The organism is Pedobacter sp. AC379 (assembly GCF_979258145.1).
In genome coordinates, this window is the sequence record NZ_OZ409839.1 from 2,753,129 (window position 1) to 2,772,935 (window position 19,807).

Sequence of the window (19,807 nt, forward strand, 5' to 3'; positions counted from 1 at the left end):
TTGCGAGGCTGGGGGAGAGCGAGCCGAAGCAATCTTTGTTGTAAATTCCTAATACGGCCGTCATTCCCGCGCATGCGGGAATCGTAATGCGGTCGCTATTTTGGCTAGTTTGCTCGGGCTTGCCATTCTCGCAGTCTTGCCTCGGCTCACCACCGCCGAGGGGGCTCTTACTTTTGGCTTGGCCCAAAAGTAACAAACATGAGCGCAGCGAAAGCATGACTACCTATAAAAACAACAAACACAAAGGCATAACTGAAAGGCTTGGAACTGATGTCGGATAAATTCGTTAAAGCTTTTTGGTCGCCAGCACAAGTTCCGCCGAAGGGGGCGGAAAGTGTGTGCTGCCTTAATGCAGCGATGGAGGGAAAGGTAATGATAAAGCTTTAACGTTTTCTCCTTCCATCATTTCCTATGCCGGATGAGCAGGGAGGAGATAGCGAGGTTCAAATAGCGAGGTGCAGGGAATACGCTAAATTCGTCATTGCGAGGCAGGGAATGAGCGAGCTGAAGCAATCTTTTTAGTAAGTTTCTAATACTGTCGTCATTCTCACGCATGCGGGAATCGTAATGCGGTTGCTGTTTTCGCTCCGCTCGGGCTTGCCTCGGTTCGCCGCATAAAATCGGTAAAGATCAGCCGCCATACTATTGTGAAACCTTCCTCACCGATTTCAGAAACACAAAACCCACTACTCCCGAAAGGATTGAAGCGGTTAAAATGGCAAACTTCGCTTCCGAAACATGCAATGAATCACTAAAAGAAAGCAGGGCTATAAAAATCGACATGGTGAAACCGATTCCAGCGAGGATGCCTAAACCTAAAACATGTTTCCAGCCTGCGCCTGTAGGGAGGTTGGCCCATTTCAATTTTACGGCTAACCAACTAAAAAGGGTTACGCCAATGGTTTTACCTGCAAATAAACCTATAATAATGCCCAGGCCAAGTGGAGAAACAAGCCCGGTAAGCATTTCTTTTTGGAAAGTGATATTGGTGTTTGCCAGTGCGAAAACAGGCATAATGATGTAGTTTACGGGAGTGGTTAAAAAATGTTCGAGTTTTTCTAATGGCGATTCTACATCTGTTTCGTTAGTAGGAATAGTGAATGCCAGTAGTACCCCTGCAATGGTGGCATGGATGCCGGAGTGGTGGATGAAATACCAAAGGAAAGCACCAGGGATAAGGTAGAACACTAGTTTTTTTACGCCGAAATAATTCATCAGGCTTAACAAGATTAAGATCCCTCCGGCCATGGCAAGGTACTCGAAATGAATTTGTTTGGTATAGAAAATGGCGATGACTAAAATGGCACCTAAATCATCCACAATAGCCAAAGCAGCAAGGAATATTTTTAAACTGGTTGGCACGCTTTTACCTAACATCGCAATTATAGCGAGGGCAAAGGCGATATCGGTAGCCATGGGGATGCCCCAGCCTCCGGCGGTTTCGTAACCTTTATTAAACAGGGAATAAATAATTGCTGGTACAAGCATTCCGCCCAGGGCGGCAATTACAGGGAGTGCAGCACTTTTTATGGATGACAGCTCTCCTTCTATAAGTTCGCGTTTAATTTCTAAGCCGACAAGGAGGAAGAATATGGCCATTAGGGCGTCGTTTATCCAGGCGAGGATGCTGTAATTAAGGGAGTCAAATCCTAATCTGGTTTCTAAAAAGGCTTCGAAACTTTCTTTTGAAGCGGTATTTGCAATGAGTAGGGAGATGGCAACGCAAATGAGCAATAGGAAACCGCCCACTTGTCCGGAGCGGAAGAAACGTTGAAATACTTCTAAATTAATGATTTTAGGCATAATGGTAAAAATAGTAAAATGAAGGGGGATAGAGGGGATGTTTTTTGTTTTTTTTGAAGAGGAGAGTGGGGTTGTGAGGGATGGGGAGTTGTAATGCCATCGCTTTATTTTCGCTTCGCTCAGTCTTGCCTCGGTTAGCCGCCACCGAGGGGGCTCTTACCTTTTTCTTGATAAAAAGGTAACCAAAAATCAAGGCTTGGAACTGATGTCGGATAAATTCGTTAAAGCTTTTTGGTCGTCAGCACAAGTTCCGCCGAAGGGGGCGGAAAGTGTGTGCTGCCTCAATGCAACGATGGAAGGAAAGATAACGATAAAGCTTTAACGTTTTATCCTTCCATCATTTCCTATGCCGGATGAGCAGGGAGGAGATAGCATAATTCAAACAGCGAGGTGCAAATAGAATGATGCAGGGAATGCGTTAAATCCGTGATTGCGAGGCTGGGGAGAGCGAGCCGAAGCAATCTTTGTTGTAAATCCCTATTACGGTCGTCATTCTCCCGCATTCTGAAATCGTAATGCGGTCGCTTCGCTCGGGCTTGCCTCGGTTACCGATATGAAATCGGTACAGGTTAGCCACCGAAGGGCTTTTACTTTTGGCTTGGCCCAAAAGTAACAAACCTGAGCGCAGCGAAAGCATGACTACCTATAAAAACAACAAACAATAAGGCATAACTGAAAGGCTTGGAACTGATGTCGGATAAATTCGTTAAAGCTTTTTGGTCGTCAGCACAAGTTCCGCCGAAGGGGGCGGAAAGTGTGTGCTGCCTTAATTCAGTGATGAAAGAAAAAGGTAACGATAAAGCTTTAACGTTTTCTCCTTCCATCATTTCCTATGCCGGATTGCAGGGAGGAGATAGCGAGGTGCAAATAGAATGATGCAGGGAATGCGTTAAATTCGTCATTGCGAGGCTGGGGAGAGCGAGCCGAAGCAATCTTTTTAGTTTTAACACACGGTCGTCATTCTCGCGCATGCGGGAATCGTAATGCGGTTGCTGTGTTTTCGCTTCGCTCAGTCTTGCCTCGGTTCGCCGCCACCGAGGGGCTCTTACCTTTTTCTTGATAAAAAGGTAACGAAAAATCAAGGCTTGGAACTGATGTCGGATAAATTCGTTAAAGCTTTTTAGTCGTCAGCACAAGTTCCGCCGAAGGGGGCGGAAAGTGTGTGCTGCCTTAATGTAGTGATAGAGGAAAAGGTAACGATAAAGCTTTAACGTTTTCTCCTTCCATCATTTCCTATGCCGGATAGCAGGGAGGAGATAGCGAGAAGCAAATAGCGGGATGCAGGGAATGTGTTAAATCCGTCATTGCTGAGGCTGGGGAAGAGCGAGCGGAAGCAATCTTTGTAGTAAGTTTAACACGGCCGTCATTCTCGCGCATGCGGGAATCTTAATGCGGTCGCTATGTTTTACAAATATGTTTGCCCTACGCTTAAAGAGGTCGTCATGCTGATCCGATAAGCTATCGGATTCAGTCCAGTATCTTTCATGCAATTTAAAACGCTCAGGGGCCAACTAGTATCATCACCGATTTACGAAAAGCTTTTATAGGCATTGAGCGAGGAAATGCGGAAGGTAAAAACTCATCCAAAACAAAAAGCCATCCCGATATTAGATTCGGGATGGCTTTAATACGCCAGGATGACGTAAGAGGAATATTTATGGTTTCTTACCAATATTTACCCTGATGTTTACTTCAAAATCGCCATCGGTATAACCACTAATTGCAGAGGTTGCGGTATTGTAATAAGCCATGAAATATAGGGTAGATTTATAGTTCATCCCGAAACCTACAGTGGCGTTTTGTGTATTGTGGTACATCGCCATCAGGTATAATTTATCGTTGGCAAAGTTGGCATTTAAACCGGCATCCCATAGGTTATCGAAGTTTTTAATGCCCCTGAATACGCCTTTAGGTTCGATACTGATTCCGTTGATGCCTGAGCCTAAAGCAAATTTGTAGCTTACTGCTGAATAAAAAGTAGGCTTGTCGGCATAATTTAAATCATCTTTTCTGAAAACGGAACGCATATTCGGCACGGCTCCTTCAACAGTTAATCCCCTGGATGTATAGGAAATTCCGAAATCGCCATCAAGATAATAGCCCCTGTCGTTAAAACGGGCAATTGATGGATCGTTGATGTCGCTGTTTCTTACACTGCTTAAATCGAGTTTATCCTGACTTGCACCAAAAGAGATTCCGAAATTTAATTTCTGGTCTTCGTTGCTCAAGGGCAGGTGGTAGGCAAAGGTTCCTACGGCTTTGGTACGCTGGATACCGCCCGATTTCTCGTTGTAAATGTTTATTCCCCAGCCTACTTTGTTTGCCTGCTGATCTAAAGTTACGCTTTGTGTGATGGGGGCACCGGGAATGTTAGACCATTGCTTGCGGAAACTTCCGTTGATGTTAAAACCTTCGTTTATACCTGCCATTGATGGGTTAACGAGGTAACGGTTTTGGAAATATTGTGCATTTAGTGGAAGGATCTGCGCTTTTACCGAACCTAAAAATAATGTGCTTGCAGCAAAGAGAAACGTTACGCGACGCATTTGCTTTATGTTTTTTGTAATTGCTCTCATGTCTGTAATTAGTCTCTAATGATGTTGATGTAACCTTTAAAATTGCCGATACCATTACCTAAATCAATAATGTAATAGTAGGTGCCTTCGCTTAACGGACTACCATTTATGGTTCCGTCCCAATCGTTGGCATAAGTGTGTTTGGTGTACAGCATCCGGCCGGCCTTATCGAATATTTTTAAGGTATTGTTTGGGTAATAATCGATGTTTTTCACAATAAACTTATCGTTGTATCCATCTCCATTAGGGGTAACTACGGTACTGGCTTCCAGTTTATAATCATCTATTACGGTAACCGCAATGGTTTGATCGCTCACACAACCGCTTGCATTGGTAACGGTTACCCTGTACGATCCACTTTGTTTCGGGCGGATGGTTAATGCTGAAGTGCTTTGTCCGCTGATGATTTCTGAGCCCGACCAGCTGTACTGCGTACCGCCTGTTGCTGTTAAAATGATGGCATCTCCTTTGGAAATTGATAATCCTTTATTGCTGCTGATGGAAACCACTGGTAAAGCATTTACGGTTACTGTTGCTGTTCCGGTTTGTAACTGGCTGGCATAAGCATCGGCCACGCTTACCAATGTATAAGTAAAGGTGCCTGTAGTATTGGTGGGCACGCTAAGGGTAGCAATGGTTGTGTTTGTGGTTACTGTACGGTTAGCACCTCCGTTAATGGCGTAGGTAAAAGTGTAAGGTGCTGTACCTACTGCGCCTGTAAAGGTGATGTTTGGGGTATTGCCAAAATTACATACGGATGTGCTGCCAGATATGGTTGCCACTGGTAAAGGGCGGATTAATACTGTTGCGGTACCGGTTTGTGGCTGGCTACAGTTTACATCGGCCACGCTTACTAAGTTATAAGTAAATGTACCCACTGTTGTTGTAGGTGCTGTAACGGTTGCAGTATTACCGGTAGAGGTTACTGTTCGGTTTGTACCATTATTAATGTTGTAGGTAAAGGTGTATGGTGCGGTTCCGTTGGCTCCGGTAAAGGTAATGGTTGGTGCGGGTGCCAGGTTTGGTACTGCTGTAGTGCCTGCAATGCTTGCGGTTGCCAGTGTGCGTACGGTTACGGTAGCTGTACCACTTTGGTTTTGGGCTGCATTTACATCGGCAACACTTACGAGGTTGTAATTAAAGGTGCCCGCAACGTTGGCTGGTGCCGATACCGTTACTGTGGTATTGGTACCTGTAGTGCTGATGGTTTTATTTGCCCCGCCATTAATGTTATAGGTAAATACGTAAGGCCCTGTGCCGTTACCGCCTGTAAATGTAATGTTTGGTGCGGTACCGTTTAAGCACAATGCGGTAGTGCCCGAAATACTGGCTACCGGAATCGGGTTAATTTTAACTGTTGTTGAAACATTTTGTGCCTGTGTACTGTAAGCATCGGTAATGCTGGTAACGGTATATACAAAGGTACCCACCACATTTGTTGGCACATTTACCGTGGCTGTATTGGTGTTTGTGGTTGGGGTTTGGTTTGCGCCGCCATTAATGTTGTATGTAAAGGTAAAAGGGGCATTGCCTGTAGTTGCTGTAAAGGTTATTACAGGGGCTATTGTATTTACTGGCACAGCGATGTTGCCGCTTATTGCAGCAACAGGTTTTGGATAAATACGGAGGTTTGCTGGCGTGTAATTAATGGTGTAGTTGGTATTTAAAGCCAATGTGCCTTGTTGAATGGCATAATCGCCAGCGGTTTCGCCCGGCAAGCGGGTTAAGCTGCCTGTAAAAACATCGGTGCCGATTAAGGCCGGAGCAGATACGTATGTAAATGCAGGTTCGGTTGTTGCTTCTACCTTGGTTTTGGCATCGGCTTTTACGGCAATGGTTTTTGGCGCAATGGTTAATAGCTGTTGTTTAGCAACTGCGGGATTAAAAAAAGTATCGCCAGCCTGATTGGCGGTAATGGTAACGGTACCTGCTTTAACAATATGGATGTCGTTATTGCTGATGGTGGCAATATTGGTATCACTACTGGTATATTCGATATTGATGGTGTTGTTATCGCTTGTGGCACCTGCAACCAGGTCGGGATCGCCATAGGTAGCGGTTCTTGTTGCTGTGAAAGTGATGTTCTGGTCTTTTTTTACCGTGGCATCATCCCGTGTATACCAAATGGGTGATGTAATGATGCGGCTGCCATCTGTTTCTAAAATATCGGCATAATAATACCCTGTGGCTAAATTTGCCAATCCATTATCGGTATAGGTTAAACCTGGTGTTGCGCTTGTTGTTAACTCAACCGGGTTGGTGCCGCTTCCTGGTGTGCCGAATAAAATTTTAATACTCGCTATGGCACTGGTTGTAATGGAACTTACCGAAATCTGCGGTGCTCCGGCTGTTTTAAATATGCTGCCTACGGGCTGTTTGTTAATGGTAAAAATTACTTTGGCAGCCGAATCTTCTGAGGCATAAAACCGCATTTTTTTAATGGCATCCAATAAATCATTTTCGGTAAGGGCAGGGGCCAATACCACTAAACGGGCACAGGTATGTTTACCAAAGGTTAAATTGTGGTTATCGTGGTCGATGGTTGCACCCAGGTGATACCCTTTGGCGAGCATGCGGTTATAGTAACTTAAATAACTCATTGAGCTGGCAGGATCGGAATAGGTTACATTTGTAGAAAAGGCGGGGCCGCTTTCTAAAGCTGATCCTACTATGGCACTATCGGCACTTAAATCGTAAGTTGCAGAGATGTTGTTGTAATCGGTTGTGTTGGGGTGGGCCAAGGTTGCAATGGCATTTAATCCATGTCTGTTTATAATTCTAAATAAACCTGCAGGCCCTGTATAGGTGCTTTTTGGTACATAGATCTGGTTTTCGCCTGATTCCCATCCGATCAGTGAATCGATACCATATACGATTACGTGTCCGCCGCCACTAATTACGCCCCACTCCATGCCGTGCAAGGCAACAAAATTGGAAGTGGTTGCTTTTTTAGCGGCATCGATGCCTGGCTGCCAGTTGGCTAGCGACATGCCGGCCTGGGTATGGTTGTGTTCTGATATGCCCAGGAAATCCAGATTCATTGCTGTTTTGGCAAATGCATAATCATCTTCGGGTTTTTTGGTTAAATCATCTTTGTTACCGTCTGAATAACTGCTGTGGCTGTGTAAGTTGCCGTAGTAAAAGTTCAGTTTGTTTACATCGAGGATTCCTGTTTTAAAGTTTCCTAAAAGGGGTTGTGCAGTTAAGTATAACGGGCCACCGCTACATGCACTGTTTAGCGCGTAGGTAAAGAAATAGTAATTGGTGTTCTGTGTTAATCCATTTCTGATAAATGATGTTCCGGTTCCTCTTTTTACCACGATACCACCACCAAGCTGATCGCCAACATTGTAAACGGTTTGGTTTACGGGTGCTGCGGTTAGCGTGTTGCTGGTGCTCATTACCACCAAATATTCGTCGGCCGCATTTGGTGCTGTAAAACTTGCCTGTATAAAATTGTAGTTAGATGAGGTTACACTAAAGTTTGTGGGTTGTGCGGTTGGGGTTGCACAGGGCAATAAGGTTTTAGTGGTTTGTGCTGCAGTTAAAATATTGGTGGTTAAATATTTGGGGCCGCCCGTGCATGAAAGGTTATTTAAAGGAACAATAAAATAGTTGTAGGTGGTAGAACTGCTTAAAGCATTATCGGTAAAGGTATTGCTTACAATTTTGTTGATTACTGTACCACCTCCAAAAGCAGAACCAATGGCGTATGCTGTACCATCAACTGGTAATGTGCTTAATGTAGCACTTTTGCTCCTGATGATGAGGTATTCGTTTGCATCAGCCGATTTGGTGAAGGTTGCGGTAATGCTTCCGGTAGTTACCGCGCTGAATGTTAGTGCTGTTGCAGGGCTGGTTGGCGCTGCACAGGTTGGTAGGTTTGGTGGGAAATGTACGCCCAAACGGTCGGCATCATCATCATCAATGGCGTTTTGAACGGTAGCCAATGGTGTTCTGGTCCAATCATCAGCTATAAAAGTTGGACTTGGTGCGGTTACATTGAGGCTTCTTACATAAGAAACGTCTTTAGCGTTCACCCCTTGTCCGAATGCATCGATAATGTTGTTGTTGGCATCTAAAAGTGCTACTCCATCGTTACCATTAAAGTTGATAACGGTATTGCTGATGAGTATGGCATTTGCCTGTGTTAGGTAAGGAACTTCGGTGGTATTGCCTGAGTTGCCCAAAAGTACCGACCCCAATGCTGGAATGGTGAAATTTAAGTTTACCGTTTGTGAGGGTGCTCCGGTTATGTTGATGTTACCTGCATCGCCCGAGATATTGTATAAAGCTAATTTTAATTGTGGTGATGCGGTATTGATAGGGGCATTGGTGAGGTTGGTTAATTCGATCCATTTGTTTACCGATGCGCCTTCGTAATATTGACTGATGATTACTGGCGAACTCACCAACGGAGGGTTAGCTGTGGTGGCATCAACCGTGGCCACAGTGTTTTGCAGGTTGCCGGCATTATCTTGTGCCACTACATATAAGGTGTAAGCGGTGCCGATGTTTAACCCTGAAATTGTTGTGCTTGCATCGGTATTGGCCGTGTTGGTAAATGAGCCTGATTTTAAGGCTGCAGAGCCACTGCCATCTTGTGCAGCTTTAATTTGTGCAGGTGTTGGGGCTGTTCCTCCCGTAAGAGATAACACATAATAGGTGGCGCCTGCCTCGCTTATGTTGTTTGCAAATGCTACTGAAATTGTGGTAACGGTTGTTGTTTTTGGGTAGGTTGCTGCGGTAATGGGTGGGGTTACATCGCCAGCAACGCCTGTACCACTTACGGCAACATTGATGGTAGTTGCGCCAGTGCTGGTAATTTGAACATTGCTTGCCGATGGGCCCGCAACTGTTGGGCTATACCTTACATAAACGGTTGGCGCTGCTGTAACTTCGGCAACACTATAAACAATAGCTGTACTAAAGGTGCTATTATCTTTCGATATTGTGAATGGTGATGTGGTGGTAACGTTGGTACTTGCTGTGGTATTACTGCCGCTAAGTGTAAAACTCTGTGCTGTTGAATTTGTTGCTATACTTTGGTTGCCAAATGCCAAACTGGTTGGTGATGCTGCCAATGCAGGGGTGGCAGAGCCACCGCCAGAGATAAAGCTTAAGTTGAAATTATCAATAGCGGTTGATGGCCTGTTGCCTGAACCTGTTGTGGTATTTAAAGATACTATGCGGATCCAAATGGTATTTGCATTGTTATCTAATGCATTTCCGAAATCTACATTTACCACATTATTTGTAAATAAATTGTTTCCGGTTGTTAATGTGCCTGTAGTGGTTGCTGCTGTAAAGGTTGATGGTGCAGCACCTATCCCATAATCAATACGCCAGGTTGCCGTACGTGGAGAGGTAGCATCAACAGATTGTAGGTTGAAACTTAACTTAAAACCTGTTTTCCCTGTGGTATTGGCCAATTGAAAAACAAATGCTCCACTGCCATCTCCAAGCGCAGCGGTTTGTCTTAAGCCTAAAGCCCTGTCGGTTGCAGCAGTTTGTGCTACTGGTGTTGCTGTGGCCCCTGCAGTAGCCGATGCAAAATTTTTAAATGCACCTGTACCATTGTTCCATGCGGTAGCTGTATTTGTAAATGGAGAAATTGTACCCAGTGCTGTGGCTGTGGCATTAACTCTGGTAGAAAAACCAGCTGGTAAAGCTGTTCCGATACCATCGAAGGTTTCTACATATGGAGAAATGCCAAGCGTAACTTGCGCCAGTAATCTGCCTGTTATGAGAAATAATAGGGAAAAGAGTAAAAGTTTTTTCATATAAGTTTTTTAGGGATATGAAATGATGAATGATTTTTATAATAAGTTGTTTAAGCGGGTGTAGGGTAATTGCTTAAGGTTGTTGGGAACGATGCCGAAAGGATGTAAATAACTAGGAGTAACGTTTTACCATAAGTGGATAATAAGGATATTGATTGGAGAATTTTGATTATTCGGTAAAAGTAATGCACTCAAAAATAATATATACAGTATACCAAACTGCCTGAAGGAACAAATTTGCCCTACAAATGCTTTTTTTAACTGAAATGCAGTTTTATTGGAGTAATTGTAGCGCCATATTAGATGATTAGGTTACGAAAATAAGTGCTGGGTATTAATTTAATATTATAGTTGTATTAATTTTACTTGTTGTTCGGTTAAAAGCTTGGGCAATAAACTTTTAATGTTATAAAAGTATGTATTTCTTTGGTATTTAGATTGGATGTTGATAAAATTCGTTGTTGTGAAGTGGTGAGAGTGAGTTGAAGCAATATTTTTAATTTTTAACACACGGTCGTCATTTTCGAGAATGCGGGAATCGTAATGTTTTCGCTTAGCTCGGGCTTGCCTCGGTTAGCCACCGAAGGGCTCTTACTTTTGGCTTGGCCCAAAAGTAACAAAAGTCCAAGGCTTGGAACTGATGTTGGATAAATTCGTTAAAGCTTTTTTGTCGTCAGCACAAGTTCCGCCGAAGGGGGCGGAAAGTTTGTGCTGCCTCAATGCAGCGATAGAGGAAAAAGGTAACGATAAAGCTTCAACGTTTTCTCCTTCCATCATTTCCTATGCCGGAGAGCAGGGAGGAAATAGCATAATTCAAATAGCGAGATACAAATAGCATGATGCACGGAATGCGTTAAATTCGTCATTGCGAAGCTGGGGGAGAGCGAGCTGAAGCAATCTTTCTGGTAATGTTTCTAACACGGTCGTCATTCTCGCGCATGCGGGGATCGTAATGCGGTCGCTATGTTTTCGCTCCGCTCGGGCTTGCCTCGGTTACCGATATGAAATCGGTACAGGTCAGCCACCGAAGGGCTCTTACTTTTGGCTTGGCCCAAAAGTAACAAAAGCCCAAGGCTTGGAACTGATGTCGGATAAATTCGTTAAAGCTTTTTTGTCGTCAGCACAAGTTCCGCCGAAGGGGGCGGAAAGTGTGTGCTGCCTCAATTCAGTTATAGAGGAAAAGGTAACGATAAAGCTTTAACGTTTTATCCTTCCATCATTTCCTATGCCGGAGAGCAGGGAGGAGATAGCATAATTCAAATAGCGAGATACAAATAGCATGGTGCACGGAATGCGTTAAATCCGTCATTGCGAAGCTGGGGGAGAGCGAGCTGAAGCAATCTTTCTGGTAATGTTTCTAATACTGTCGTCATTCTCGCGCATGCGGGAATCGTAATGCTTTCGCTCCGCTCGGGCTTGCCTCGGTTCACCGCCACCGAGGAGGCTCTTACCTTTTTCTTGATAAAAAGGTAACCAAAAATCAAGGCTTGCATCCTTTCTTGTAAAAACCTATGGAAATCTTAATTGCGGCAGTATCTAGGCTCTCCCCCCACTTTTCCATACGCACCTGCTTGATCCTGCCTTGGTTTGTGTGAAGGGAATGGAAGTGCAAAGATTTCCATGGTTTTTCCTGCGAAAATCTGCTATGCCAGATAGCAGGGCGTAAATGGCGAAGCGCAGATTCTAGCATCCGTAAATTAATTCTTTTTAAACTATGAGGGAACGCATAAAATCGTCATCTCGACCGTAGTGGAGAGATCTTTGGATTTGCTATCACCATAAATTCGTTATTGCTGGGGAAGAGAGAGCCGAATCAATCTTTTTAGTAGGGATTTTTAACCCGGCCGTCATACTCGTGCATGCAGGAACCGCGTAGTGTTTAGCGTAGCTAATTTTAATGTGGTCGCTTAAATTTAAACTAAATCTTTTAATTTGGCCTGTTTCAAGCATTAACAGATAAAATGATAGCGCGATTGCGAAGCTATAATCACCCTAAACGACAACTACAAATATTCTTCTATATTTCCTTTTCCTTCACGGATGATGTCGAATTCTCCGGTAGTACAATCGATAACTGTAGAAGCCTCATTATCACCATAACCCCCATCAATGACTAAGTCTACCAAATCTTCATATTTTTCATGTATCAATTCAGGATCGGTAGAGTATTCGATCACATCATCATCATCTTTTATTGAGGTAGAGAGTATAGGGTTGCCTAATTCTTTTACAATACAACGTGCAATGTTATTGTCGGGCACACGGATACCCACTGTTTTTTTGTTCGAACTTAATAATTTGGGTACATTGTTGTTCGCATTAAAAATAAAGGTAAACGGCCCTGGTAAGGCTTTTTTTAATACCCTAAATGTGGTATTATCAATAGGTTTAATGTAATCGGAAATGTGCTTTAAATCATGGCATATAAAAGAGAAGTTTGCTTTTTCTGGCTTGATGCCTCTTATACGGCAGATTTTTTCGATTGCTTTAGGGTTCGTAATGTCGCAGCCCAAACCATAAATGGTATCCGTAGGGTAAATGATTAAACCACCCTTTTTTAGCACTTCAACAACTTGTTCAATGGCTCTTTCGTTGGGGTTTTCTGGATAAATCTTAATAAGCATAGCGTAAAAATAACAAATTAATGCGTTTGTTGTTTGAATAACATTAATCATAAACATTCTAAATGTGTACAAATAATTGTACAGCTTTTTTATTATCTTTAATTTTGAAGATTATTAACAAGTAAATGGAAATCACAAATTATACCTCATTCAGGCAGAGCTTAAAGTCTTATTTAGATAAGGTTTTTACGAACCACACTCCCTTATTTGTTACCCGGGCAAAAGGAGAAGATGTTGTTGTGCTATCTAAAGCAGATTATGATAGTATGCAGGAAACTTTTTATTTGCTAAAAAGCCCAAAGAATGCAATTAGGCTTGAGCAGGGACTAAAAGATTATGAGAATGGTTTAGCCAAAAAGCAAGACTTGATCGATAATGATTAAATTGTTTCTTAATGGTGCTTGGGAGGATTATCTCCACTGGAAATCGGTGAATAAATCGATCCTCAAGAAAATAAATGCACTGGTAAAAGAAATCGAACACACACCTTTTGAAGGTACCGGAAAACCCGAACCACTAAAACATACATATTCTGGATGGTGGTCGAGGAGGATTAATTTAGAACATAGACTTGTTTACAAAGTAGAAGATAACAAAATTATCCTCTTACAGTGCAGGTATCATACTTAACAATAACAACATGAGAAAAGCTTTCGTAGCAATTGCTGCATTTCTAATTGCCCTAACCATTATGTTAGGCTTATATCACCCTTTTTTATGGTGGACATTCATTTTTACAGGTCCTTTTGTAATCCTTGGGGTTTACGATTTATATCAACCCAAACACAGTATAGTAAGAAATTATCCTGTTTTTGGTAGGTTAAGGTACTTTATGGAAGAATTAAGGCCCAAAGTTTACCAATATTTTGTAGAAAGTGATACCAACGGAACGCCTTATAACAGGTTAAACCGTTCGCTTATTTATCAACGTGCTAAAAAAGACAATGATACCATCCCTTTCGGAACGCAGTTAAATGTTTACGATAATGGGTATGAATGGTTAAGTCATAGTATTGCAGCCATTTCGCACCACGAATTAAATCTTGATCCTCGTGTTACAGTAGGTGGTCCTGATTGTAAAAAACCTTATTCTGCCAGTATTTATAATATTTCGGCAATGAGTTTTGGTTCATTAAGTCAGAATGCCATTTTAGCTTTAAATGGTGGGGCTAAATTGGGCAATTTTGCTCACAATACGGGTGAAGGTGGAATCAGCGATTATCACCGTCAGCCGGGTGGCGATTTAATCTGGCAAATTGGTACCGGTTATTTCGGTTGCCGTAATGCGGATGGTACTTTCAATTATGATGCTTATGCAGAAAGGGCTCAAACTGATCAGGTGAAAATGATCGAAATTAAACTTTCACAAGGTGCAAAACCAGGTCATGGGGGAATGTTGCCAGCTAAAAAGGTAACGCCAGAAGTGGCCAGAATCCGTTTGGTACCCGAAGGTAAAGATGTATTGTCGCCACCTGCACACTCTGCCTTTAACACCCCTATCGGTTTAATCGAATTTGTTAAAAAGCTAAGGGATTTATCGGGTGGCAAGCCCGTAGGATTTAAATTGTGTATCGGGAGAAAGAGCGAGTTTTATGCCATCTGTAAAGCCATGGTAGAAACCGGAATTTATCCTGATTTTATTACCGTTGATGGTGGTGAGGGTGGTACAGGTGCAGCACCACAGGAGTTTTCCAATTCAGTTGGTATGCCGCTGCGCGAAGGTGTGGCTTTTGTATATGATGTTTTAAACGGTTTCGATTTAAAGAAACACATTAAAATTATCGCATCAGGAAAAGTAGCAACAGGTTTTGATCTGGTTAAAAATATAGCATTGGGTGCCGATATGTGTAATGCCGCCCGTGGAATGATGTTTGCCCTGGGCTGTATCCAGGCTTTGGAATGTAATAGCAATACTTGCCCAACAGGTGTGGCCACACAAGATCAGAGTTTAATGAAAGGGCTTGTGGTTGAAGATAAAACCGTTCGTGTTAAAAATTTCCATAACCTTACCGTAGCCAGTGCTGTGGAGTTGTTGGGTGCTGCGGGTTTAAGAGAAACGCATCAGCTAAGCAGGGCTTATATCAATAGGAGGGTGAGTCCGAGTGTTATGCAAAGTTATTTAGAGAGTTTTCCATACATTCCTGCAGGGAGTTTGTTGCAAACGCCTTATCCTACCCGATACGAATTGGGCATGGCTTTGAGTACTTCGGCCAGCTTTGCGCCAACAGATTATAAAGTTTCGGCAGTTGATTATGCACATGCCAATCCATATAGCGATACCATGCATGATGATGGGCGTTAAGGGGACTTCCGAAGTTTGAAAGGCTTAAGCGTAGGCAGAACTTCGTAAGTTTAGCGCATGGCTAAATCAATAGTTTTTTGGAAAGCGGGGTTAGTGGTGCTTGGGGTTGTTCAGTCCTGCTTTCATTACAAGTCCGCTCACGATGAAAAATCGTGATTGCGTGCTTTTCATTCCAATCAGGTTTAGTTGGCAGAGATAGGAAAACTATTAATGGGTTTAAACACCAAACGTTCCTACGGAACGAAACCGCCAATTTTGCAATTGGCGGTTCTACCCATGAGGCGTCCCGATGGGACGATTGGTGATTTTAAAATTTTCCTTTGCCGTCCCATCGGGACGTTTCGTGGGTAGAAAAAAAAATGGAATGTTTTTTTTTCGTTCCGTAGGGATGTTTGGTGTTTTTTGCAACAATAAAGGATTCCTTCAGAAATATTTGCATAAAAAAAAAGAAGTCAAGTTTTTAAAACTTGACTTCTTTGATATAGGGCTATTTGTTTACCCTAAACCCTAAACCCTAAACCTCTTCTAAAACTCTGCGTTTTTAGGGAATCTTGGGAAAGCAATTACATCACGGATGTTGGTCATTCCGGTTACAAACAATACTAAACGTTCGAAACCTAAACCAAACCCTGCATGTGGAGCAGATCCAAAACGGCGGGTATCTAAATACCACCAAAGCTCATCTTGCGGAATATTTAAATCTTCCATGCGTTTGGTTAATCGGTCTAAACGCTCTTCACGTTGCGATCCGCCAATCATTTCGCCAATGCCCGGAAACAAGATATCCATAGCAGCAACAGTTTGTCTGCCTTCAGCATCTGGCTCATTTTGGCGCATGTAGAATGATTTAATATCTGCAGGGTAATCAGTTAAAATTACCGGTTTTTTAAAGTGTTTTTCTACCAGGTAACGTTCGTGCTCGCTTTGTAAATCAGCACCCCATTCATCAATCAGGTATTTAAACTGTTTCTTTTGGTTCGGCTTAGAAGATTTTAAAATCCTGATCGCCTCTGTATACGTTAAACGCTCAAAATCGTTTGCAAGGCAGAAATCCAATTTCTCCAATAAGGTAAATTCGCTGCGCTCGTTCTGCGGTTTTTGCTTATCCTCTTCTGCTAAACGGGTGTTCAAAAATTCCAGTTCATCCTTGCAGTTGTCTAAAGCATATTTAATTACATACTTCATCATATCCTCTGCAAGTTGCATGTTGTCTTCTAAATCTGCAAAAGCAACTTCAGGCTCAATCATCCAGAATTCTGCCAAATGGCGTGTGGTATTCGAGTTTTCTGCCCTGAAGGTTGGTCCGAAAGTATAAATCTGTCCGAATGCCATTGCCGCTAACTCACCTTCCAACTGGCCCGATACCGTTAAATTGGTAGCACGGGCAAAGAAATCCTGCGAAAAATCTACTTTACCATCTTCTGTACGTGGTGTATTGTCGAAATCTAAAGTGGTAACCTTAAACATTTCTCCGGCACCTTCTGCATCGCTTGCTGTAATTACAGGGGTATGCATGTATACAAAACCACGTTCGTTATAAAACTGGTGGATTGCAAAAGCGAGTGCATGGCGCACCTTGAAAACAGCATTAAAAGTATTGGTGCGGAAACGCAGGTGTGCAATTTCGCGTAAAAACTCTAAACTGTGTTTTTTGGGTTGTAATGGAAACTTTTCAGGATCACTATCGCCCAATATTTCTACGCTTGTTGCTTTAATTTCAACGGATTGACCTTTACCTAACGATTCGATCAGTTTTCCTGTTGCAGAAATTGCCGCGCCTGTTGTTATTCTTTTTAACAGCTCATCAGGTAAATTATTAAAATCGATCACTACTTGGATATTGCCCATGCAAGATCCATCATTTAATGCAATAAACTGATTATTACGGAAAGTTCTAACCCATCCCATAACCGTTACTTCTGTGTCAAATGCTGTCGACTTTAATAAATCTTTAATTTGCTGTCTCTTAATCATATTGTTATTTGTAAAAGGCGCAAATTTAGAAAAAAAAACGTATCAGTCAGCAGTTTTCAATGTACAGTTTTCAGTTTTTTAAGTTATAACTGTATTCCCAACTGCGAACTTAAAACCAACAACGCCAAACTACTGCTGTTGTTTGATGTTAATTCTAATCTTTAACAGATTTTAATATTAAATTAATTTTGCCATAATAAAGTTATATTTAACTTAGTTTTTAGTTGATTATTGTTTTAACGCCTGATATCCCTCATGAATACATTTGATATAGATAAACAAACTTTAGCAGACCTGAATATATTTGAGGCATATGGTGTAAATAAAAGTATTTTCTCTTTATTCAATTTCACTTCAACGATTAAAGGCAACGATAAATTGATCGAAATTTTTAAATCAGCCACCACTGATATTAAGATCCTTAATGAACGGCAGGAATTGATAAAATATCTGTCTAATTATTCGGGTGCATTAAATTTTGACCGTACCAATATGGATTTTGTTGAGAGCTATCTGTTACAAAATTCTAAAATCAAATCTTACTCCAGGATATCGGCATTAACTAAAGCTGCTAACTATTTTTTTTATCCAAATCAGGCGTACTACCTAAAAGAGAAAGGTGTTGGGGAGATTGTATTTTTACTTAAAAAGCTCGCTGAAATTTTTGCTGGCCTGAGTGATGAAGTTAAGCCTGCATTGGTTAAAGCATTTGATGAGGTTATATGTACATTATTTAAGCATCAACTGGTTAAAGAAGTTGTTGAGCGTAGTGAAAGTAAGATTACAATATTCGAACTAGAGCAACTGGATCTTATATTAAGAGGCATTGAATTAAAAACCGTTAAGCTGTTTTTAGATTTAACCTATCAGGTAGATGCGTATTTTGCGGTAGTAAAAGCGGCTCGGAAATACAACTTCACGCTGCCTCATCTAAACTTAAAAGAACGTTATCTCATTATTAAAGGGGTATTCCATCCTTTTTTAAATCAACCTACCGCGAATGATATTGAATTTGAAGTGGAAAAGAACGTATGCTTTCTTACAGGAAGTAATATGGCTGGGAAATCGACCTTTCTGAAATCAGTTGGCATTTCCATCTATCTGGCGCATTTAGGACTTCCTGTTCCTGCAGAATATATGGAGACCGGCATATGGCAGGGGTTGGTGTCGACAATAAACCTGCCCGATAACTTAAACGAAGGCTACAGTCATTTTTACAATGAAGTTTTAAGGGTAAAACATGTTGCAGAGAAAATTAAAGTCTCGAAAAATATTTTTGTGATTTTTGATGAACTCTTTAGGGGTACAAATGTAAAGGATGCATATGATGGATCTTTATCTATCATTAAATCATTTTCCAAAATAAATGACTGTTGTTTTATGATTTCAACGCATATTATAGAAGTTGCCGAAATGTTAAAAGAAAACAAAAACATCATGTTCAAATACCTGTTTACCAAAATGATAAACAATAAACCAACCTTTACATACCAGCTTATGGATGGAATTACCGATGAGCGTATAGGAATGTGGATTATTGAAAATGAAGGAATTGCTGAAATCCTAAACAGCAGAGATTTGAATTAGATCTCTACTGTTTTATTCTGAACTGTAAATTACCAACTGTATACTGAAACTCCCAACTGAAAACTGTTAACTGAAAACTGCCTACTGCTGTTGTTGTTGCTGTTGCTGATGAATGGCCTCCATATACTGCTGATAGCTGTTTTTTGTTCTGGTGGTGGTTATCGTTCCCGAAGGTTTAGGATAGTTTACTTCTTTGGGTTGGAAATAAGTTTCATTATCATTAAAATCTTCATCGTTGTAGCCTACCGATACATTAACTTCCATAATATGTTCGAAACCGCCTTTGTAAACGCCTTTTACTGGCGAGCAATCGGTAAAATTCCGGCCTACGGCTAAGCGTACATGGTTTTCATTGGCTATACAATTGTTCGTAGGGTCCAGACCAAGCCAGCCATATTCGGGCAAATAGGCTTCGGCCCATGCATGGGTTGCGCCTTCTCCACGCATGCCATCTCTATTCGGACAAATGTATCCACTTACATACCTTGCAGGAATACCTGTTAAACGCAACATCGCTGTTAATACGTGTGCAAAATCCTGACAAACGCCGGCCCTTAGTTTCAAAATCTCGTCAATAGTGGTATCTACAGCGGTTACACCTTTAATGTACTCGAAATTACTAAAAACATCTGAACAATATTTTATTGCAGTTTGGTATGGCGTATCTTCCTGCTGTTTGATATTTAAAGCGGTTTCTTTAAGCTGGATAATGCCTTCGAAACTTTCCTGACGTAAATAATCAATATAGTGTACTTCGTATTTAAGGGCATTCAGGCTGTTCCATTGTTCGCTGCTAAACATATCATCCTGGGGCAGTGGTTTTGCAAAGGTTTCTACACTTACTTTAGAAAAGATTTTAAGTTGGGTATGCGGTTCGTTTTGCGTAAACGTGCCTACTTCATTGCCGTAATAATCGATAAAGATTTCAATTTCCGGACTTCCGGAGATATTCAGGTCATGTTTTATCACTTTTTGATAATCATCTTTAATTGGAAATAAAATGATCTGGTTGACACTATCACGTACCGGCAGTTCGTATTTGTAATTAGTGATATGTTTGATTTTGAAAATTGGCATAAGGCTGTTGTTATGTTTAACCGCAGATAAAATGGATGCGTACAGATTTTTTAAGTATAAGGGATATCTGTGTTAATTGCT

At 41.7% G+C, this 19,807-nt stretch carries 11 protein-coding genes; 4 read left to right on the plus strand and 7 right to left on the minus strand.

Translation table 11 applies throughout. The annotated features are described in order from the left end of the window. Positions 1-642 precede the first annotated feature (642 nt). From nhaA to ACZZZW_RS12425, 5 genes are all read right to left on the minus strand, one after another. A complete protein-coding gene (nhaA, locus tag ACZZZW_RS12405; RefSeq protein ID WP_055910745.1) occupies positions 643-1,803 on the minus strand; it encodes a Na+/H+ antiporter NhaA in 1,161 nt (386 codons plus the stop codon). Between the two features lie 587 nt (positions 1,804-2,390). Further along, the gene (locus tag ACZZZW_RS12410) at positions 2,391-2,630 is read right to left on the minus strand and encodes a hypothetical protein (RefSeq protein WP_463493759.1); all 240 of its coding nucleotides are present in this window, start codon (positions 2,628-2,630) and stop codon (positions 2,391-2,393) included. A gap of 828 nt (positions 2,631-3,458) precedes the next feature. After that, on the minus strand, positions 3,459-4,379 hold the full coding sequence (locus tag ACZZZW_RS12415) for a PorP/SprF family type IX secretion system membrane protein (protein WP_055910741.1): 921 nt from the start codon (positions 4,377-4,379) through the stop codon (positions 3,459-3,461). 8 nt (positions 4,380-4,387) lie between these two features. Then, entirely contained in the window at positions 4,388-10,162 is a 5,775-nt protein-coding gene (locus tag ACZZZW_RS12420) for a T9SS type B sorting domain-containing protein (protein WP_463493762.1), read from the minus strand. Between the two features lie 2,003 nt (positions 10,163-12,165). Continuing rightward, on the minus strand, positions 12,166-12,786 hold the full coding sequence (locus ACZZZW_RS12425) for an L-threonylcarbamoyladenylate synthase (RefSeq protein ID WP_055910747.1): 621 nt from the start codon (positions 12,784-12,786) through the stop codon (positions 12,166-12,168). 125 nt (positions 12,787-12,911) lie between these two features. Here ACZZZW_RS12425 and ACZZZW_RS12430 point away from each other — a divergent pair, with 125 nt between their 5' ends. Genes ACZZZW_RS12430 through ACZZZW_RS12440 form a run of 3 tightly spaced genes read left to right on the plus strand, consistent with a single transcriptional unit; the run spans position 12,912 to position 15,088 of the window. Continuing rightward, on the plus strand, positions 12,912-13,169 hold the full coding sequence (locus ACZZZW_RS12430) for a type II toxin-antitoxin system Phd/YefM family antitoxin (protein ID WP_055910731.1): 258 nt from the start codon (positions 12,912-12,914) through the stop codon (positions 13,167-13,169). Beyond that, positions 13,162-13,416 carry a Txe/YoeB family addiction module toxin gene (locus ACZZZW_RS12435; protein WP_055910729.1) on the plus strand — a complete coding sequence of 85 codons (255 nt, stop codon included), beginning with the start codon at positions 13,162-13,164 and terminating at the stop codon, positions 13,414-13,416. The genes ACZZZW_RS12430 and ACZZZW_RS12435 overlap by 8 nt, the downstream gene beginning before the upstream one ends. A 10-nt stretch (positions 13,417-13,426) precedes the next feature. Beyond that, positions 13,427-15,088: an FMN-binding glutamate synthase family protein gene (locus tag ACZZZW_RS12440; protein WP_055910727.1), complete on the plus strand. Its 1,662-nt coding sequence runs from the start codon at positions 13,427-13,429 to the stop codon at positions 15,086-15,088. Between the two features lie 525 nt (positions 15,089-15,613). Here the strand turns inward: ACZZZW_RS12440 and asnS are convergent. Then, positions 15,614-17,062: an asparagine--tRNA ligase gene (asnS, locus tag ACZZZW_RS12445; protein ID WP_055910722.1), complete on the minus strand. Its 1,449-nt coding sequence runs from the start codon at positions 17,060-17,062 to the stop codon at positions 15,614-15,616. Positions 17,063-17,317: 255 nt separating this feature from the next. Between asnS and ACZZZW_RS12450 the strand changes: the two genes are divergently transcribed. Further along, entirely contained in the window at positions 17,318-18,649 is a 1,332-nt protein-coding gene (locus ACZZZW_RS12450) for a MutS-related protein (protein ID WP_463493766.1), read from the plus strand. A gap of 81 nt (positions 18,650-18,730) precedes the next feature. Here ACZZZW_RS12450 and ACZZZW_RS12455 read toward each other — a convergent pair whose 3' ends face one another. Next, the gene (locus ACZZZW_RS12455; RefSeq protein ID WP_463493768.1) at positions 18,731-19,726 is read right to left on the minus strand and encodes a transglutaminase family protein; all 996 of its coding nucleotides are present in this window, start codon (positions 19,724-19,726) and stop codon (positions 18,731-18,733) included. Positions 19,727-19,807 lie beyond the last annotated feature (81 nt).

Bases quoted from the DNA above. Each gene is read 5' to 3' on its own strand.
- nhaA (WP_055910745.1), bottom strand. From the start codon at position 1,803: ATGCCTAAAATCATTAATTTAGAAGTATTTCAACGTTTCTTCCGCTCC.
- ACZZZW_RS12410 (WP_463493759.1), bottom strand. From the start codon at position 2,630: ATGATGGAAGGAGAAAACGTTAAAGCTTTATCGTTACCTTTTTCTTTC.
- ACZZZW_RS12415 (WP_055910741.1), bottom strand. From the start codon at position 4,379: ATGAGAGCAATTACAAAAAACATAAAGCAAATGCGTCGCGTAACGTTT.
- ACZZZW_RS12420 (WP_463493762.1), bottom strand. From the start codon at position 10,162: ATGAAAAAACTTTTACTCTTTTCCCTATTATTTCTCATAACAGGCAGA.
- ACZZZW_RS12425 (WP_055910747.1), bottom strand. From the start codon at position 12,786: ATGCTTATTAAGATTTATCCAGAAAACCCCAACGAAAGAGCCATTGAA.
- ACZZZW_RS12430 (WP_055910731.1), top strand. From the start codon at position 12,912: ATGGAAATCACAAATTATACCTCATTCAGGCAGAGCTTAAAGTCTTAT.
- ACZZZW_RS12435 (WP_055910729.1), top strand. From the start codon at position 13,162: ATGATTAAATTGTTTCTTAATGGTGCTTGGGAGGATTATCTCCACTGG.
- ACZZZW_RS12440 (WP_055910727.1), top strand. From the start codon at position 13,427: ATGAGAAAAGCTTTCGTAGCAATTGCTGCATTTCTAATTGCCCTAACC.
- asnS (WP_055910722.1), bottom strand. From the start codon at position 17,062: ATGATTAAGAGACAGCAAATTAAAGATTTATTAAAGTCGACAGCATTT.
- ACZZZW_RS12450 (WP_463493766.1), top strand. From the start codon at position 17,318: ATGAATACATTTGATATAGATAAACAAACTTTAGCAGACCTGAATATA.
- ACZZZW_RS12455 (WP_463493768.1), bottom strand. From the start codon at position 19,726: ATGCCAATTTTCAAAATCAAACATATCACTAATTACAAATACGAACTG.